Origin of the sequence: Neorhizobium sp. P12A, assembly GCF_008365395.1 — a bacterium.
In the GTDB taxonomy this organism is placed as follows: domain Bacteria; phylum Pseudomonadota; class Alphaproteobacteria; order Rhizobiales; family Rhizobiaceae; genus Rhizobium.
This window is the reverse complement of record NZ_QOVX01000009.1, coordinates 169,626-186,604: the sequence shown is the minus strand read 5'-3', so window position 1 is coordinate 186,604 and position 16,979 is coordinate 169,626. Positions and strand designations below refer to the sequence as shown.

At 60.3% G+C, this 16,979-nt stretch carries 14 protein-coding genes; 5 read left to right on the top strand and 9 right to left on the bottom strand.

The window, feature by feature from the left end; genetic code table 11:
• Window positions 1-176: 176 nt before the first annotated feature.
• From DTW90_RS23305 to hutH, 5 genes are all read left to right on the top strand, one after another.
• Complete coding sequence (locus tag DTW90_RS23305; protein ID WP_132526380.1) at window positions 177-1,022, top strand: transporter substrate-binding domain-containing protein; 846 nt, start codon at window positions 177-179, stop codon at window positions 1,020-1,022.
• A 115-nt stretch (window positions 1,023-1,137) separates the two neighbouring features.
• Window positions 1,138-1,860, top strand: a complete 723-nt coding sequence (locus tag DTW90_RS23300; protein ID WP_132526378.1) for an ABC transporter permease subunit — start codon at window positions 1,138-1,140, stop codon at window positions 1,858-1,860.
• A gap of 9 nt (window positions 1,861-1,869) precedes the next feature.
• Window positions 1,870-2,574, top strand: coding sequence for an ABC transporter permease subunit (locus DTW90_RS23295; protein ID WP_132526376.1), 705 nt, complete (start codon window positions 1,870-1,872; stop codon window positions 2,572-2,574).
• Between the two features lie 28 nt (window positions 2,575-2,602).
• On the top strand, window positions 2,603-3,379 hold the full coding sequence (locus DTW90_RS23290; RefSeq protein ID WP_132526374.1) for an ATP-binding cassette domain-containing protein: 777 nt from the start codon (window positions 2,603-2,605) through the stop codon (window positions 3,377-3,379).
• Window positions 3,376-4,872 (top strand): histidine ammonia-lyase, encoded by a 1,497-nt coding sequence (gene hutH, locus DTW90_RS23285; protein ID WP_132526372.1) that lies wholly within the window; start codon window positions 3,376-3,378, stop codon window positions 4,870-4,872. The genes DTW90_RS23290 and hutH overlap by 4 nt, the downstream gene beginning before the upstream one ends.
• Window positions 4,873-4,942: 70 nt before the next feature.
• On the opposite strand, the gene DTW90_RS23280 is transcribed toward hutH, so the two are convergent.
• The 9 genes from DTW90_RS23280 to DTW90_RS23240 all read right to left on the bottom strand — a co-directional run bounded on the left by DTW90_RS23280 (window position 4,943) and on the right by DTW90_RS23240 (window position 16,972).
• Window positions 4,943-6,928, bottom strand: a complete 1,986-nt coding sequence (locus tag DTW90_RS23280) for a mechanosensitive ion channel domain-containing protein (RefSeq protein ID WP_149341273.1) — start codon at window positions 6,926-6,928, stop codon at window positions 4,943-4,945.
• A gap of 383 nt (window positions 6,929-7,311) precedes the next feature.
• On the bottom strand, window positions 7,312-8,031 hold the full coding sequence (locus DTW90_RS23275; protein WP_149341271.1) for a ParA family protein: 720 nt from the start codon (window positions 8,029-8,031) through the stop codon (window positions 7,312-7,314).
• Between the two features lie 358 nt (window positions 8,032-8,389).
• Window positions 8,390-9,664 carry a glycerate kinase gene (locus DTW90_RS23270; protein WP_149341312.1) on the bottom strand — a complete coding sequence of 425 codons (1,275 nt, stop codon included), beginning with the start codon at window positions 9,662-9,664 and terminating at the stop codon, window positions 8,390-8,392.
• A gap of 101 nt (window positions 9,665-9,765) precedes the next feature.
• On the bottom strand, window positions 9,766-10,839 hold the full coding sequence (gene ugpC, locus DTW90_RS23265; protein WP_132526366.1) for a sn-glycerol-3-phosphate ABC transporter ATP-binding protein UgpC: 1,074 nt from the start codon (window positions 10,837-10,839) through the stop codon (window positions 9,766-9,768).
• Window position 10,840: 1 nt separating this feature from the next.
• Window positions 10,841-12,769, bottom strand: coding sequence for a glycoside hydrolase family 127 protein (locus tag DTW90_RS23260; RefSeq protein WP_149341269.1), 1,929 nt, complete (start codon window positions 12,767-12,769; stop codon window positions 10,841-10,843).
• A gap of 24 nt (window positions 12,770-12,793) precedes the next feature.
• Window positions 12,794-13,657, bottom strand: a complete 864-nt coding sequence (locus DTW90_RS23255) for a carbohydrate ABC transporter permease (protein WP_132526362.1) — start codon at window positions 13,655-13,657, stop codon at window positions 12,794-12,796.
• Window positions 13,654-14,574, bottom strand: a complete 921-nt coding sequence (locus DTW90_RS23250; RefSeq protein WP_132526360.1) for a sugar ABC transporter permease — start codon at window positions 14,572-14,574, stop codon at window positions 13,654-13,656. Before DTW90_RS23250 ends, DTW90_RS23255 begins: the two co-directional genes overlap by 4 nt.
• A 73-nt stretch (window positions 14,575-14,647) precedes the next feature.
• Entirely contained in the window at window positions 14,648-15,886 is a 1,239-nt protein-coding gene (locus DTW90_RS23245) for a sugar ABC transporter substrate-binding protein (protein WP_149341267.1), read from the bottom strand.
• 51 nt (window positions 15,887-15,937) lie between these two features.
• Window positions 15,938-16,972, bottom strand: coding sequence for a LacI family DNA-binding transcriptional regulator (locus DTW90_RS23240; protein ID WP_348633757.1), 1,035 nt, complete (start codon window positions 16,970-16,972; stop codon window positions 15,938-15,940).
• Window positions 16,973-16,979 lie beyond the last annotated feature (7 nt).

Sequence of the window (16,979 nt, the reverse complement as noted above, 5' to 3'; positions counted from 1 at the left end):
GCGCGAAATTGGCCTATAAATCGACTTGCCACTTGCATAACACAAATTTTATCATATGGTACCCTATACAACTTCCCGATCAATCCGGCTAGCCTATGTCGGTGCATGAGCGGCAAGCCGGCAAAGACCGGCGTAAATATTGAAACGGCCATTTCGATCTCAAGAGGAGAACATAGATGAAGATTAAACACGCCCTTCTTTCCGGCGCGCTTGCGCTCTCCGTTCTTGCCGGCCCCGCCGCCCAGGCGAAGGACTGGAAGACCGTGACCATCACGCTCGAGGGCGCCTATGCGCCTTGGAATATGACCAATTCGGACGGCACGCTCGGCGGCTTTGAGCCGGAACTCGCCAAGGTTCTTTGCGAACGCGCGAAGCTCGATTGCAAGCTCGTAGCGTCCGATTGGGACGGCATGATCCCGGCGCTGAACGCCGGTAAGTTCGACGTGATCATGGACGCACTGTCGATCACCGACGAGCGCAAGCAGGTCATCGACTTCACCGTTCCCTATGCCGCGACGCCGGCCGCCTTCGCGACCGCCAAGGATAGTCCGCTGGCAAACGCTGCCGGCACCGGCGCGACGGTTACCATGACGCCCGGCCAGACTGGCGTTAAGGAAATCGCGGCGCTGAAGGAAGCCTTCAAGGGCAAGACCATCGGCATCCAGGCGGCAACCGTCTATGCGAAGTTCATCTACGACAACTTCGGTGATGTCGCCACGATCCGTGAATACAAGACCGGCGCAGACCGCGACCTCGACCTGCAGAACGGTCGTATCGACCTCGGCTTCGACGACGCCGTCTATTTCCAGACTGCTTTCGACGCCGCCAACGGCGCTCTCGTCTTTACCGGCCCGCAGGTTGCAGGCTCGATCTGGGGCGTTGGCGAAGGCCTCGGCGTGCGCAAGGCCGACACAGACCTTCGCGATATGCTCAGCGCAGCTATCAAGTCGGCGCTGGCGGACGGTACCGTGAAGACCCTGTCGATGAAGTGGTTCAAGACGGACGTTTCGCCGAAGGAATAATCGGTCGCCGGCGCATCGGGATCCGAGGCGCCGGCTTTCGGCTTTGATGCCGCAATTCGCATGTTATGCTTGCATACAAAAGAAAACTGACCACTCGCTGCGGGGAACGAATGCGATGGCGACACTGGAATTGATCGGTTTCGGCTCGACCGGCTGGGGCGCACTGCTGTTGTTGGGTGCGTTGATGACGCTCTGCGTCACCGCAGTCGCGTTGGCGATTGGTGCAGTTTTCGGGACCATCGTCGCTTCGGCCAAGCTCTCGGGCAACATCATTCTCGTAACGCTTGGAAACGTCTATACGACCGTCTTTCGTGGCGTACCGGAACTGCTGATCATCTATCTCATCTATTTCGGCGGATCGACGGCCGTCACCACGATCGGCAAGGCGTTGGGCTACGAAGGCTTTCTCGGCCTGCCGTCCTTTGCTGCTGGCGCACTTGCCGTTGGCATCATCTCGGGCGCCTATCAGGCCGAGGTTTTTCGCGGCGCCTATCTCGCAATCTCGAAAGGCGAGCTTGAAGCCGCTTCCGCGATCGGGATGCACAGGGGGCTGCGTTTTCGGCGTATCATCATGCCGCAGGTGCTCAGGCTCGCCATCCCCGGTATGGGCAACGTCTGGCAGCTCAGCCTGAAGGATTCTGCGCTTGTCTCCGTGACCGGCCTTGCCGAGCTAATGCGCACCAGCCAGGTCGCGGCGGGCTCCACACGACAATATTTCCTGTTCTTCATCGTCGGCGGCGCGCTCTACCTGATCCTCACAAGCCTTTCGGATCGGGTCTTCAATGGCGCCGAGCGCCGCGCCAACCGCAGCATGCCTGCCGCGATGGGCCAGGCCTGAGGATCGATCATGGATTTCGCCTTTCTCAGCCAGACGATGATCACCCTGCTTCAGGCGCTCCCCATGACGCTTGCGCTGTTCATTTGTTCCATCACGATCGGCGGCCTTCTAGCGCTCCTGATCGTTTGGATGCGGGTGGGCGGCAACCCGTTCCTATCGTCGATCGCCAAGGGCTATATCTTCGTCTTCCGCGGATCGCCGCTGCTCATCCAGATGTTTCTGATTTTCTACGGGCTCGCCCAGTTCGGCATCATTCGCTACGGCCCGCTCTGGCCGCTGCTGCGTGAGCCTTTTGTCTGCGCCGTACTGGCGCTGGCGCTCTGCACCGGCGGCTATACGGCAGAGATTTTTCGCGGCGGTATTCGCGCCATCTCTCCGCGCGAGATAGAGGCGGCGCGATCCATCGGCATGTCCGGCTTCCTGCTCGTGCGCCGGATCATCGCGCCGATCGCCTTTCGGCATGCCTTGCCCGCCTATTCGACCGAGATCGTCCTGATGATGAAATCGACGGCGCTTGCAAGCCTTGTCACCGTCTGGGAAGTGACCGGCGTGGCGCAGCGGCTGATCTCACACACCTACCGGACGATGGAGGTCTTTCTCTGTGCGGCCATCATCTATCTCGCTTTGAACTTCATCATCCTGCAGGGCCTGGCCCTGCTCGAATATTCTCTTTCGCGACATCGCCGCGCGGTCCCGCCGGCGCTGAAGGCGTGAGGGAAGACTGAATCTGATTGGAGCTTCCATGCCCGGCGTAACCCGACTTTCGGTCCGCAATATCCGCAAGAGCTTCGGCACCCACGAAGTCCTTCGCGGCATTTCCCTCGATGCAGAGGATGGCGACGTGATCTCGCTTCTCGGCGCTTCGGGCTCGGGAAAATCGACATTCCTTCGCTGCATCAACCTGCTCGAGACCGCCACCGATGGCGAGATCTGGGTCGATGGTGAAGAAATCCGCATGGTGCACAAAAACGGCAGGAGCAAGCCGGCGAGCCAGAAGCAGGTGGATCATATCCGCTCAGAACTCGGCATGGTGTTCCAGCAGTTCAATCTCTGGTCTCATATGACGATCCTGCAGAACGTCATCGAGGGGCCAGTGCATGTCTTGAAGCGGCCGCGCGCCGAGTGCATCGCGGAAGCCGAAAAGCTTTTGCAAAAGGTCGGTATTTTCGAGAAGCGTCACGCCTATCCCGCCCATCTTTCCGGCGGCCAGCAGCAGCGCGCTGCAATCGCCCGCGCACTCGCCATGAAGCCAAAGGTCATGCTGTTCGACGAGCCGACCTCGGCCCTCGATCCCGAATTGGTCGGCGAAGTGCTGCGCGTCATGCGCGCGCTCGCCGAGGAGGGCATGACGATGCTCGTCGTCACCCATGAAATGAGCTTTGCCCGCAACGTCTCCAACCGCGTGGTCTTCATGCGCGAAGGGTTGGTCGAAAGCAGCGGTGCTCCTCAGGAAATGTTTGGCGGTGGCGCCTCGCCGGCCTTCCGGCAATTCATCGGTCATTTCGGAAGCGGTCAATGAGCACTGTCACCATCGATGACCTCGTCACGTGGCGGGACGTGGCGCGCGTCGGCGCAGGAGACGCGCTGGGGCTGTCGCCCGCTGCTTGGGATCGGGTCCAAAATGCAAGCAGGATCGTCGAGCGTATCGTCGAAAGCGGTGTGCGGGCCTATGGTATCAATACCGGCGTTGGTGCTCTTTCCGACACCGTGGTAGACAGGGCCTCTCAGAGCCGCCTGTCGCGCAATATCATTCTAAGCCATGCCTGCGGCGTTGGCCCGCTTCTGGCGCCGCGCGAAGTTCGCGCTATCATCGCGGCACAGATCGTCAATTTTTCGCATGGCCATTCCGGTGTGCGGCCAGAGATCATCCGTCATCTGGCAGCCTTTCTCGAAAAGGACTGTATCCCGGATGTCCCGTCGAAGGGCTCCGCCGGCTATCTGACCCACAATGCCCATACAGCTCTGGTCCTTATTGGTGAAGGAACCGCCCATGTTGGTGGCAGGTCGTTTAATGGCCGCGATGCGCTTGAGGCCATTGGTCTTGAGCCGCTGGTGCTGGGTGCCAAGGAGGGTCTCAGCCTCGTCAACGGTACGGCCTGCGCAACTGGGCTGGCTTGCGTCGCGATTGCACGCGCAGAGCGGCTGCTCGATTGGGCGGATGCTATCGCCGCCCTCACGCTTGAGGCCGTGGGCTGCCAGATGGCGGCCTTCGATGAGGCTGTCCTTGCGCTGCGGCCATCGAAAGGGATTGCAGAGGTCGGCAGGTCGCTTCGCAAGCGGCTCGCAGGCAGCGGGCTTGTGGCTGCCGCCCATGGCAAGCGCACACAGGATGCGCTCAGCCTGCGATCCGTCCCGCATGCACACGGGGCCGCGCGCGACGTGTTCGAAAACAGTGCGGCGGTCGTCAATCAGGAACTCGCCTCCGTCACCGACAATCCCGCGGTGTCAGGCACGCCGGAAAATCCCGTCGTGTCATCGGAGGCACATGCGGTCGCTCCGGCCCTCGCACAGGCGGCCGACAGTCTTGCAATCGCAATCGCGCAGATATCGGCGATGAGCGAACGGCGCATGGACCGGCTCGTCAATCCGCTCGTGAGCAGCTTGCCGCCGTTTCTCGCGAGTGACGCGGGCAGCAATTCCGGCTTCATGATTGCGCAATATACGGCTGCGGCGCTGAGCAACGAGAGCCGCCGGCTTTCGGCTCCGGCCTCGGTGGATGGCGGGCTGACCTCAGGTCTTCAGGAGGATTTTCTGGCGCATCCGACGGCGGCCGCGAACAAGCTTTTGTCCGTTATCGACAATGCCGAATATATCCTCGCGATCGAGCTGATGGCGGCGGCTCAGGCGCACGATTTCCTGACATCGATGGCATTGCGAGCAGACGGCACGGACAGGATTCATCGGGCTGTCCGTGAACGCATACCGCACTACGCCGACGACCGGCCGCTATCGCGTGATATGGAAACGTTGCGCACGGTCTTAAGCGAGACGCCGCCGCCTGCGTTGGACTGAGCGAGGGAGCGGCTGCGTTGTCAGGCGACTGGCTGCCCGATGGCAATCCCCCCACTTGCATGTGCTTCGATCAGGACTGGCCTTCGCCCCCGCCGGCGGCCAGTGCGGCTTTCTGGACAGCCATGTTATGGGACGCCGATGCTGCGGCTGCGCTGGCGGCCTTCTCCTCGCCTCCGACCTGGACGGTGGGCTGGGCGAAGTCTATACCGTTAGTCCTGAAAGCATCACGGATCATCGTATAGGCGCGTCGGCGGACCGCCGACTGATGTCCGGGATGTGCGGTAAAGGCGAAGCTCAGCTCGATCCCGAAGTCGCCGATCTGTTCGACGCCTTTCATCTTGACCGTCTGAATGATGAAGGGTGCCAATTCCGGGTCTGCCATCATCTCGGCCCCCACACCCTTCACCAGCCTCTTCACCTGGGCAATGTCGGTGTCGAAGGGGACGCGGAGCATGAACTTGTCGATAACCCAGTCGCGGCTCATGTTCTGAACCGCTCCCAGGGATCCAAAGGGCACGGTGAAGATGGGGCCACGGTGGTGGCGCAAGCGGACGGAGCGAAGGCTGAAGGATTCGACCGTTCCCTTGTAGCTGCCGCTCTGGATGTATTCGCCGACGCGGAAGGCATCGTCGAGCATGTAGAAGATGCCACTGATGACGTCCTTTACCAGCGTCTGCGATCCGAAACCAATTGCCACACCAAATATGCCGGCACCGGCGATGAGCGGGCCGATCTGAACGCCGAGCTCGGCAAGCACGGTCAGCGCGGTGGCGACGAGCACCAAGACGGCGAGCGCGTTCTTGAAGATCGGCAGCAACGTGGCGATGCGATGCTGGCTTGCAGCCTCCTTGCCTTCGACGGAAGGATCGGCTGAAAATGTTTTGAGTCTTCTGTCTATGAAGGCCTTGGCCATTTGCCAGACAAGATCGGCGATGAGCAGGATGATGATACCCTTCAACAGTCCGTGGACGATTGCGCTCAAGGTTGGATCTTGATGTGCCAGCGATTCTGGATTGAGGTGCCAGACGACGGCCAGCCATCCGACCGCCAGTGCTATGACGCATGCGCGACTGCCACGGACAAAAAGGACGGTTTTGATATCGTCGCCGGGCGACCCGTCTGGCGGGGTGAGGGCTTCTGCCACGGTTTTTCCTACTGCCCTCAAAATGGGAGGCAGTATCAGTATATAGATACCGATCCAGACAAGACCCTTGAGGCTGAGGCACCAGAGCACCCAGATGCCAAGCAGCCAAAGGCTCAATATGCCTTTGGTTGTTCGCGATTGTTTTGACGTCCGCCATATCGCTTCCATTGCGATCAGAAAGAGGATGGCCGAGAAACAGAAGGAGATCGCTTTGGTGACGGCGGGATCGACGCCGAGCGGCGGGCCAAGCTTGGCGGTGGCGGTCGCGAAGGCCAAAACGCCTATGAAGAGCAATACCCGCCGGCGCAGCGGACCGCTATCGACGATGAAGCCCGTGACAACGGAAAGGCAACGATATGCGATGAAGGCGAGCAGATAGGCCAGGAGGGCGGTGCGGGCGAGCGGAGGCCAATCAAAGGCGAAGAAAATCAGCCCAATGACGACCGTGAAAACACCGATCGGAATAAACTCGGACAGGCGGCTTGTGGTGGCGTTGGCCAATTTTCGAGATCGCGAGGCGTAGAGACGGAGAAACAATCGCTCTATGATGATCCCGATTGCGACCATGATAGCGAAAATAATCATGACAGGTGCGTAGCCGTGCGAGATGGCGTCCGCCCTTGTCCGTGCGGACGCGGCGGCGATCTCGGATGGTATTCTCGGAATTGCCGAAACGATCTGGTTGACGCTCGCGCGCGTCTGTTGATCCCAGTCCTGGAGATCGGTGTCGGCCTTGGCGGCCGGCGAGGCCGCGGCGGTCGAAGGTTTCTGGCTGTCCAGCCATGCCTTCATCTCCGGATCCTGCAGCAGACGCACGAGATCGTTGATCTTGGCTTGAGGGGGTGCAGCACTTTGCGCCTGCGCGATCGTCGGGAAAAGAGACAGAAAAAGGACGATCGCCAGCCATCTCATCTCGTCACCTCCGGATCGAGGGTTGATTATTCGTGCCAACCCTAAAGTCGATTGGTATCAAGTCCGCCGGCAAGGACGGCCTCGCGGACTTGTCGGGAGTGCCGATCTGACTGGTGTTGTGATAACTCCGAAGCTTCAGGAGATCGGTGGTCCGGTCGGTATGGTTGTCTTCCCCGAATGCGACCATGTGGGCAGTCGCAAAAGTGATCGATGCGGCGATCGTCACAGAATTTATCTCCCCTCTGCCGGTGCATTATTAGATAGCACGAATTCTACGGCAGCGGGAGTATGTTACGGTAAACGCTGATGTAACGGCGGAAGGCATTTACGCTGCCGTCGATCGGAAATGCCCGTTACGCGGGCATTTCCGGGGGCTGAGCGGACTAAGCCGCCTTTTTGGTGGTAGCGGCCCGCTTCCGCGGAGCTTTCACCGGTGCAGCCTCGAGGGGAACGAGGCGTTGAACCTCGTCTGCGAGCAGCCGCGCATTGTGCTGCGCCTTGTCCAGGTTGCTGACGCCTTGCGGGTTCATCATGGAGATTGTTCCGCCGGCATTGAACATGTCGCGGAACGCTGCACGCTCGATCAGGGCCGTGTCGAGCACGTGGACCTTCTGCCGTGCCAGCATGGCCTTCACGGTCAGCAGCGCTCTTGTCGTGATGATGGAACTGACGCGAGTCAAGACGACGGAGTGTGCGATCCTGATATCGCACTTCGCCTCCAGCTCTTTCAGGATTTCAAGCACCTGCGCACCACCGACGGCATCCATTGCACAACCTTGAACCGGCACGAAAACATGGTCGGACAGGCCGATCGCTTTTGCGAGCAGGGGGCTGAAGCCACCTGGCAGGTCGACGATGATATAGTCCATCTTTTTCTTGAGCGTCTTGATGCTCTGCTCGATAGAGCTTTCATCTATATCCGAAACGACCGTGAAATTTACAGCCGCGGCGGAAAGCCTGCTCCAACGCGAGACCCACTGTTGCGGGTCGGCATCGACGACAGCGACCCGCTTATTTTGGCGTGCGAGTTCGTCTGCTAGAACGAGTGCGACGGTCGTTTTGCCGGCGCCCCCCTTGGTATTTGCAAATGTAATAACTGGCATGTTCACCCTCAGAGACCGTTGACTAGAACCAACCATCGCGGTGAGCAGGTGGAAAACGTCCCCTGCTTTGCAGTCCTCACTTTGATGATCTGCGGATGCTTCAGGAGGAACCTTGCCTGACGCTTGATTATTCTCTCAACGACAGGTTTTACTTCCTAATTTCCCGAGCCGACATCGACGGTCGGATCAAACCGATCTTGATGAGCATTGTTTCGGTCTTGCTTGAGGGGTGTTGTGCGTGCCCGCGTCCGAATCGGGAGCACACGCAACGTCTTAGCCGCCTGCAAAAATCGTAGGGACCGCTATGTCAGATCGGCCTTTGTTGTCGGGTGCTGACGACCGATCATCCGCTCATTTTTCAATCATCGGGATTGATCAGGATCGCCCGCAAATCATTGACGTTCGTTCCGGTCGGGCCGGGAACGAAGAGGTCGTCGATCGCATTGAAGGCGGACCAGGCGTCATTGTTGCGAAGCATCACTGCCGGATCGATGCCTGTCGAGCGCAGGCGTGCGACCGTGCCTGCATCCGCAAAAGCGCCGGCATTATCCTCGCTGCCGTCGATGCCGTCGGTATCGGCGGCCATGGCATGGATGCCGGCATGGCCATCGATGTCAATCGCCAGCGACAGCAGGAATTCCGAGTTGCGTCCGCCCTTGCCCTTGCCGGTCAGCGTCACCGTCGTCTCGCCGCCCGACAGAAGCACGATCGGCTTTGTGAAGGGACGGTCGCGATGAAGGATCTCGCGGGCGATCGCGGCATGCATATGGGCCGCCTCGCGCGCCTCACCCTCGATGGCATCGGAAAGGATCGCCGCTTCGATACCGGCCTTGCGGGCGGTCTCCGCTGCTGCCTCCAGAGAGACTCCGGCAGAAGCGATGACGTGGACTTCGTTGCGCGCAAAACGCGGATCGTCCGTCCGCGGCGCGTCCGCTTCGGCTTTTTCCATGTGAGCCATGACGGCAGCCGGCAGCTCGATCTTGTAGAGGCGGATCAGGTCGAGCGCTTCGCCGCGCGTGCCGACGCCGGGAACGGTCGGGCCGGAAGCAACGAGAGCGGGATCGTCACCTGGAATATCGGACACGACCAGCGATACGACGCGCGCGGGATAGGCCGCCGCGGCAAGCCGGCCGCCCTTGATCGTCGACAGATGCTTCCGGATGACGTTCATGGTGGCGATCGGCGCACCCGAGGCGAGAAGCGCCTTGTTGACAGCGATCTCGTCTTCCAGCGTCAGGTCGCCGGCGGGAGAGGGCAAAAGAGCCGAACCTCCGCCGGAGATCAGCGCAATCACCAGGTCGTCTTCCGTCAGGCCCTCGACAAGCTTCAGCAGGCGGCGCGATGCCACAAGGCCTGCTGCATCGGGAACGGGATGGGAGGCCTCGATGATTTCGATATGCTCGCATTTGGTCGCAAAGCCGTAGCGGGTGACGACCAGCCCTTCGAGCGGCCCGTCCCAGCATTGCTCAAGGGCGGCAGCCATCTGCGCCGACCCTTTGCCCGCGCCGATGACGACAGTGCGACCCTTGGGCTTTGCGGGCAGATTGGCGCGTATGCCTGTCAACGGATTGGCGGCTTCAACAGCGGCATCGAAAAGGGAGGTGAGGAAGGCACGCGCATCGGCAAGGGTCATGATCTCGTCACTCATCTGTGGAAATCAGGCGGATGGGTATACTGACTATCAGCCGTCATTCCCCTTTGGCAACCGGTCATCGCCCTGATGCTGACAATGCGTCACAAGAGACGTCGCCCCTCGGCATCGAAGAACCGCCTGTCCGCGGGTGAGCAGCCAAGGTGAACCGGCTCGCCGGCGGCGATCGGAGCGGATGAGCGGTATTCGACCGTAACCGACTGGCCATCCTCCAGCTGGCAATACAGATATTGCGTTCCTCCGAGATACTCCGAAAAATCCACCTTGGCCGGCAAGGCTTCTGCTCCGCCTGCGCAAAGCGTAAAATGTTCGGGACGGATACCGAATGTCAGCTTGTCGCCCGGCAACAGACTGCCTGCCGTGATTGCAGACGACAGCCGGTTGGCGCCGAGGCGTATTGCCCCATCGCTGTCCCAAGTGGCTTGCAGGAGGTTCATTCGTGGTGAACCGATGAAGCCGGCCACGAAGATATTCGCGGGGTCCTCATAGACTTCCCGTGGCGTTCCGGTCTGCTCGATCCGACCGTCACGCAGGACGACGATCTTGTCAGCCAGCGTCATGGCCTCGGTCTGATCATGCGTCACATAGATCATCGTGTTGCCGAGCTCGCGATGCAGGCGGGCGATCTCGATACGCATCGAGACACGCAGTTCCGCATCCAGGTTCGACAGTGGCTCATCGAAGAGGAAGACATCCGGCTTGCGCACGATGGCGCGGCCGATCGCAACACGTTGGCGCTGGCCGCCGGATAGCTGGCCCGGCCGGCGTTCCAGAAGATGGTCGATCTTCAGGATCGAGGACGCTGCCTTGACGCGCATGCCGATTTCGGCCGCCTGCGTCCGCGCCATCTTGAGGCCGAAGGCGAGATTTTCGCGAACGCTCATGTGTGGGTAGAGCGCGTAGGACTGGAAGACCATGGCGATGCCGCGGTCGGAGGGATCGAGATCAGTGACATTGCGCCCCTTGATCTCGATCTCGCCATCCGTCACGTCTTCAAGACCGGCAATCATGCGAAGCAATGTCGACTTGCCGCAACCGGACGGGCCGACGAAGACGACGAAGGAGCCCTCGGCGATCTCGAGATCGATGCCGTGGATCACCTCAAGGCTGCCGAAATTTTTGCGGATATCGGTCAGCACTACACCGGTATCGGCCATCTTACTCACCGTGACGTTCGCCCGCTCGAACCCAGACGAGCATCTCGCCGGGCTGCCTGTTGTCCCAGAAAGGATAGGGCACGAAGCGCACCGTGGCATCCCTGGTCTTGGGCGGCGTGGTCCGGTAGAGTGCATTGCCCCAGTCCGCCTCGTCGCGCCTGACGGGAAGATCGAGCGCGATGGCCCCGCGCAGCCCTGCGATTTCGCTTGTCGTTGCCCTGGACACGTCGCCTGCGAGTTCGATGCCGTTGAGACCTGCGCCGTTGTCTGTCGCCTCGACGCAATAGACCATTGGGCCGCGCATGAGCGCGGTACGGCCCGCATCCTGGCGCACGAGCGGGTTGGCGAAAAGTGCTCGCGTTTCAAGCGGAATATTGAGATCGACGTTGTCGCCGCTCTTCCATTCACGTTCGATGCGGGCATAGCCGTCGACGCTTATGGACTGGATATCGACGGTTTCGCCGTTGACCTTGAGCGCCGACCCATCCGCCCATTCCGGGATCCGGAGCGAGAGGGCAAAGCGCGCAAGTTTGTCAGTCGTGACATCGAAGCGGATCGCACCGTCCCAGGGATAGTTGGTCTTCTGCGCGAGCTCTACTCTTGCCCCGGCAAGCTCGAAGCGGGCCTTGCTTTCGCCGTAGAGGTGCACCGCGATCTCGTCTTCGGCGATCGCATACATATAGGAGCCGACGGAGGCGAGCAGACGGGCGATGTTCGGCGGGCAGCAGGGGCAATGGTGCCAGACCCAGCGGTGATGCTTGCCGGCGCTTTCGAGCGGGTTCTCATAGAAGAACGTCTTGCCATCGAGCGAAAGTCCGGCCATCGCGCCGTTATAGAGCGCCTGTTCCATGACATCAGCATAGCGCCGGTTCGGGCCGCGGCCGAGCATGCGGTTCGCCCAGAAAACCAGACCGACGGAGGCGCAGGTCTCCGCATAGGCGCTTTCGTTCGGCAAATCGTAATAGTCGGTGAAGCCTTCGTTGGCCGCCGCGGGGCCGATGCCGCCGGTCACATACATCTGCTTCGTCGTCAGGTCGTCCCACAGTGTCTCCAGCGCCGCGGTCAGGCTGTCGTCATTGTACTCAGTGGCGATATCGGCCATGCCGGAATAGAGATACATCGCGCGCACGGCGTGGCCGACGACCTTCTTCTGCTCGCGCACCGGCTGATGCGCCTGTCCATACTGATAGGTCTTCTGGTGGAAGTCGGCCGCGTCACGTCCGTCACGGACGGCTTCCGCGGTGAAGAAATGCGGCTCGGTGCCGCGTTCGTCGATGAAGTATTTCGAGAGATCAAGATACTTCTTCTCGCCGGTTACGCGGGCAAGCTTGATCAGGGCCAACTCGATCTCCTCGTGGCCGCAATAGCCGGCAATCTGGCCCTCGCCACGCCCGAAGATCTTGATCATGTAGTCGGCGTAGCGGCTCATGATATCCAAGAGCTTGCGCTTTCCGGTCGCTTGATAGTAGGCGACGGCGCCCTCGATGAGGTGGCCGGCGCAGTAGAGCTCGTGATGATCGCGCAGATTGGTCCAGCGGCGATCGGGTTGGACACGCTGGAACCAGGCATTCAGATAACCGTCTTCGTCCTGCATCTTCTCGTAGAGGTCGATGATCGCATCGACGCGAGCCTCGAGCTCGGGATTGGCGCGACGATAAAGCGAGTAGGCGACAGTCTCGATCGATTTTCCAAGGTCGCTGTCCCAAAACATCTGGGTCGTGCCGCCCCAGGGCTGAATGGGTATGACGATGCCCGGGCTTGGTTGGCTGACGTCGATCGCCCGCACCATGCCGGCTTCGACACAGCGGTCGAGCAATGTCTTCGCGGTTGAGTCACAGATGGCGTCCTGGCGGTCGCCGAAGAGGCCGTAGAGATCGACGCTGGGAACGGGGAGGGGACGGAACTGGCGGTCTCTCGTGGTGTTTGTCATGGTTTCATCCATTTCTCTTGAAAGTCATTTCACTGCGCCGGCCATCAGCCCGCGCATGTAGTAGCGTTGCAGAAGCAGGAAGACGATGAGGCAAGGGATCGTCATGACAACGACACCGGCTTGGACCGCGCCCCAGTTGATGGCGCCAAGACGCCCGGCGCGCACGGCCGTCATCAAAACGGGCAGTGTGTATTTCTCGTTGCTGGAGAGCAGGACGAGAGCGGCGAGGAACTCGTTCCAGGCGTTCAGAAAGGCGAAGATCGCAACGGTGGCGACGCCCGGCAAGACAAGTGGCAGCAGCACGCGGGCAAGCAGCCTCAGGTCACGCGCGCCATCGATCCGGGCCGCTTCCTCGATCTCCTTCGGCACGGCGTCGAAGGCGTTGCGCATCATGAAGACGGAGAAGGGAAGCTGCAGCGTCACGTAGACGAGCGTCAGCCCCAGCAGCGAATTGTTCAATCCGAGCCTTGCGAGGATGATAAAGAGCGGCGTGAGGATCGACTGAAACGGGATCATCAGCGTTGCGATAATCAGCACGAACAGCATGTTCTTCAGCGGGAACCGGTAGCGGGAGAAGCCATAGCCGGCCAGCAGGCTCACCGCGACGGTCAGGACGACGGTCGCGATCGAGACCACCAGCGAGTTCAGTGTATGGCGCCAGATGCCAGCCCCGAACGTATCCAGCAGCTTATAGGAATCGATGCTGAATCCCGTTGTCGGCCAGGGTGGCAGGGGCGCAAGGCTTGCCTCTGTGCCATGCCGGAAAGACGACAGGAAAGTAATGATGAACGGTGCCGCAAAGAAGATCGATACGACGATTCCGATGACATGATAGGTTGTGTTGGCGCGAAGGGCCTTGCGGGCGCGGCGCTGTTTGGAAAGGCTCATGGCCGTTCCTCCCCGACCCTGAGCAGCCAGAGCTGCGCAACGCTGATGATGACGAGAATGGCGAGCAGCGCGATCGAGAGGGCGGCACCGTAGCCGAGATTGAAGGACACGAATGACTGGATGAAGATGTAGTAGACGACGGAGATCATCCGGTTCTGCGGTCCGCCCGATGTCATGATGTAGAACTGGTCAAAGGCAAGGATCGAACCCGTCACCGAGACGATGAGCGCGAGCGCAATGGTCTTGCGCATCAGCGGCAGCGTCAGATGGCGGAAGCGTTGCCAGCGGCCAGCGCCGTCGATGCGAGCCGCTTCCGTCAGTTCTGATGGAATCGCCTGCAAGCCGGTCAGGAGGATGACCATGGTGAACCCGGCGATCTTCCAGACGACCATGACGATGACGGTCAGGAATGCCGTGTCGAAGCTCGCCAGCAGATTGGGGTTTTTCTCGACCAGGCCGAGCGCCTTCAATGCCGGGCCGATGAAGCCGCTGTCGACGTTGGCGAGCCATACCCAAAGCAGCGATGCGGTGGCGAGGCCGACGACAACGGGCAGGAAGATGATCGTTCGATAGGTGCTGACGAAGCGCCGTTCGCGCTCTACGAAGATCGCGAGCGGAAATGCGATGGCGAAGATCGCGATCGTCACGACGATCGTATAATTGGCGGTGAAGCCCAGGGCGGTCATGAAGCGGTTGTCGTGCAACATACGGGTATAGTTCGCAAAGCCGATCCAGCGCGAGGCGCCCATCAAGGGCCAGTTGTGCAGGCTCATCCAGCCGGTGAAGATGACAGGTATGACGAAAAACACGATCACCAGCGCCATGGCAGGGGCGATGTAGAAAAGCCCGCGCCAACCCGCCTTCCTGCGTCTTCGTCGACGCACAGGCGACGCATCTGTTCGACCGGCAGCGGTCATTTGAACACTCCGCATGATGGATGAGAAATCGACCGGAAGGCTGCCACACCCTCCGGCCACGGCCGGGAGAGACTTATTGGCCGCTGTCTATGATCGACTGCATTTCCGACTGTGCATTGGCAAATGCGCCGTCGACGTCATCGCTGAACATTGCTGCGTTGGTGAAAGTCGCCCAGGGGCCGTTGGCGCTGTTGATCAGGTCGTTGAACTGCAGCGTATAGGGCGTCTTTGCGACCGAAATCGCCTTCAGGCCGACCTGCATTCTGGGATCGAGCCCCTCAAGCACCTTGTCGGCGATATCACCGCGTGTCGGCAGACTGCCGTATTTTGCCATGATCTTCTGGCCGTCCATTGAATAGATATATTCAAGGAAATCCTTCACTGCCGCGATCTTCTTCGTCCCCTTGGTGATGACGAAGTTGTCGCCGCCAGCAAATGAGGACGGCTTGCCGTTGACGCCAGGGATCAGCGTCACGCCGAAATTGATGTCCGGATGCTGCGTCACCAGCGTGCCGATCGCAAAGGCGCCGAGGCTCTGCTGGCCGATCTTGCCGTTGGTGAAGGTCAGGAAGTTTGCGCCGTTGTCGCTGGCAGCGCCGGCAGGCACGAGGTCCTTCTTGATCATGTCGCGATAGTATCCGACCGCCTTTCGCATTTCAGGCGTATCGAGCGTTGCCTTCTTGCCATCATCGGAAAGGATATCCGCGCCGGCACCCCAGATGAGGGGTGTGAAGGTGAAGATCATGCAGCCGCCGCAACCGCCGCCGGAGAAGTAGAAGCCGTAGGTATCATCCCCAAGCTTGCGGATCTTTTCGGCATTGGATTCGATCTCGTCCCAGGTGGTCGGCGCCCTGTCCGGATCGAGACCCGCTTTCTTGTAGAGATCCTTGTTCCAGGCGAATACGGAGGTCTCGACCGAAAGAGGCAGGCCATAGATGTGGCCTTGGTAAGTCCCCAAGCGAACATGCGATGGCGAAAGCGAATTGAAATAGGGCAGGCTCTTTGCCCAGTCCGTCAGGTCTTCAAGCTGGCCGGCAGCGGCAAAGGCCGGTGTATAAATAAGGTCCATCGAAAGCGCATCGGGCGCCTGGCCGCCGGCGATGGCGGTCGCATATTTCTGCACCAGTTCCGAGAAGGGGACTTCCGTCGCCTCCACCTTGTTGTCGTGACTGGCGTTATAGCCCTCGACGACCTTCTTGAAAGAGTCTCCGATGCCGGACCGGACCCACATCTGAATGGTTTCGCCCGCCGAAGCGGCTGATACCAGGCATAAGGTCGCGATGCCGGTCGCGGCCAGTAGACGCTTGATCATGACATTCCTCCCGTTGTGGCGCGTCTCCTTCGCGCCGTTTCCCAATTCCCCTTAGGGGCTTTCATCGGCCCCGCATGATTGCCGCACGACGAGTCGGCACGGCAGTTTCCTGACACCCGGCTCGACCTGACGCCCCTCCGCAAGCGCAAGAACAGTCAGGCCCGCCTGTCGCCCAAGCTCCTTCAACTCCATGTCGACAGTCGTCAGCGGCGGCCTTGTCTGGTCGGCGACGATTTCCCAATTGTCGAAACCGACCACCGACACCTCCTGCGGGACACGAACGCCGCGTTCCCGAAGCGCGTCGATCACCCCGCGGGCGATCTGGTCGTTGCCGCAGAAGATGCCATCCGGCTTATCGTCTTCGCGGCTCCATGTCTTTTCAACGGCCTCATGTCCCCAACTCTCGGACCAAGCGCCGAACATTACAGGCTCACTTTCGCCTGCCACCTTGCAGAAAGCATTGGCACGCTCCCGCACCGAGAAGAATTGCTCCGGGCCGGTAATATGCAACAAACGGCGCCGTCCGCATTTCATCAGCCATTCGGTGGCAAGCGTTGCGCCCTGGGCGTCATCCGACCGAAACGTCACGCTCTCCTGATCTCCCTCGGTGAAGGCGTAGACCACCGGAACGGACAGGTTCGACAGATCGACAGGTAACCGTCTATCCACGCGCTTTCCCGTCGCGATAATCCCGTCGACCTGCTTGTCGAGCATGGCGTCCACGTGGATCTGACCGAGCGCCGGATCATCCTCGATCGCACACAGAAAGACAGACACGCCATGATCGACAAGAGCGTCGGACACCCCGGCCATCAGGGGCAGGGTGAATCGCCCATAGGTATCGTTCGTCAGAAGACCGATCGTGAAACTGCGTTTGCTGAGCAACCCACGCGCCAGCGCATTCGGCCGGAACCCAATTTCGCTCGCAACTCGCTTTACCCGCTCCCGCGTCTCGTCCGCCATGCGGCCAGTGTCGTTGAGTGCCTTCGATGCTGTCGAAATACTGACATCCGCAGCCGCAGCTACGTCGTGGATCGTAATTCGCCCGAGCTTTCCTCCTTTTGTGTTCAGCCTATCCTCCTGAATTTTCGAT

What these genes read in the sequence shown, in the direction of transcription:
- DTW90_RS23305 (WP_132526380.1), top strand. Translation starts at nt 177, where the DNA reads ATGAAGATTAAACACGCCCTTCTTTCCGGCGCGCTTGCGCTCTCCGTT.
- DTW90_RS23300 (WP_132526378.1), top strand. Translation starts at nt 1,138, where the DNA reads ATGGCGACACTGGAATTGATCGGTTTCGGCTCGACCGGCTGGGGCGCA.
- DTW90_RS23295 (WP_132526376.1), top strand. Translation starts at nt 1,870, where the DNA reads ATGGATTTCGCCTTTCTCAGCCAGACGATGATCACCCTGCTTCAGGCG.
- DTW90_RS23290 (WP_132526374.1), top strand. Translation starts at nt 2,603, where the DNA reads ATGCCCGGCGTAACCCGACTTTCGGTCCGCAATATCCGCAAGAGCTTC.
- hutH (WP_132526372.1), top strand. Translation starts at nt 3,376, where the DNA reads ATGAGCACTGTCACCATCGATGACCTCGTCACGTGGCGGGACGTGGCG.
- DTW90_RS23280 (WP_149341273.1), bottom strand. Translation starts at nt 6,928, where the DNA reads ATGAGATGGCTGGCGATCGTCCTTTTTCTGTCTCTTTTCCCGACGATC.
- DTW90_RS23275 (WP_149341271.1), bottom strand. Translation starts at nt 8,031, where the DNA reads ATGCCAGTTATTACATTTGCAAATACCAAGGGGGGCGCCGGCAAAACG.
- DTW90_RS23270 (WP_149341312.1), bottom strand. Translation starts at nt 9,664, where the DNA reads ATGACCCTTGCCGATGCGCGTGCCTTCCTCACCTCCCTTTTCGATGCC.
- ugpC (WP_132526366.1), bottom strand. Translation starts at nt 10,839, where the DNA reads ATGGCCGATACCGGTGTAGTGCTGACCGATATCCGCAAAAATTTCGGC.
- DTW90_RS23260 (WP_149341269.1), bottom strand. Translation starts at nt 12,769, where the DNA reads ATGACAAACACCACGAGAGACCGCCAGTTCCGTCCCCTCCCCGTTCCC.
- DTW90_RS23255 (WP_132526362.1), bottom strand. Translation starts at nt 13,657, where the DNA reads ATGAGCCTTTCCAAACAGCGCCGCGCCCGCAAGGCCCTTCGCGCCAAC.
- DTW90_RS23250 (WP_132526360.1), bottom strand. Translation starts at nt 14,574, where the DNA reads ATGACCGCTGCCGGTCGAACAGATGCGTCGCCTGTGCGTCGACGAAGA.
- DTW90_RS23245 (WP_149341267.1), bottom strand. Translation starts at nt 15,886, where the DNA reads ATGATCAAGCGTCTACTGGCCGCGACCGGCATCGCGACCTTATGCCTG.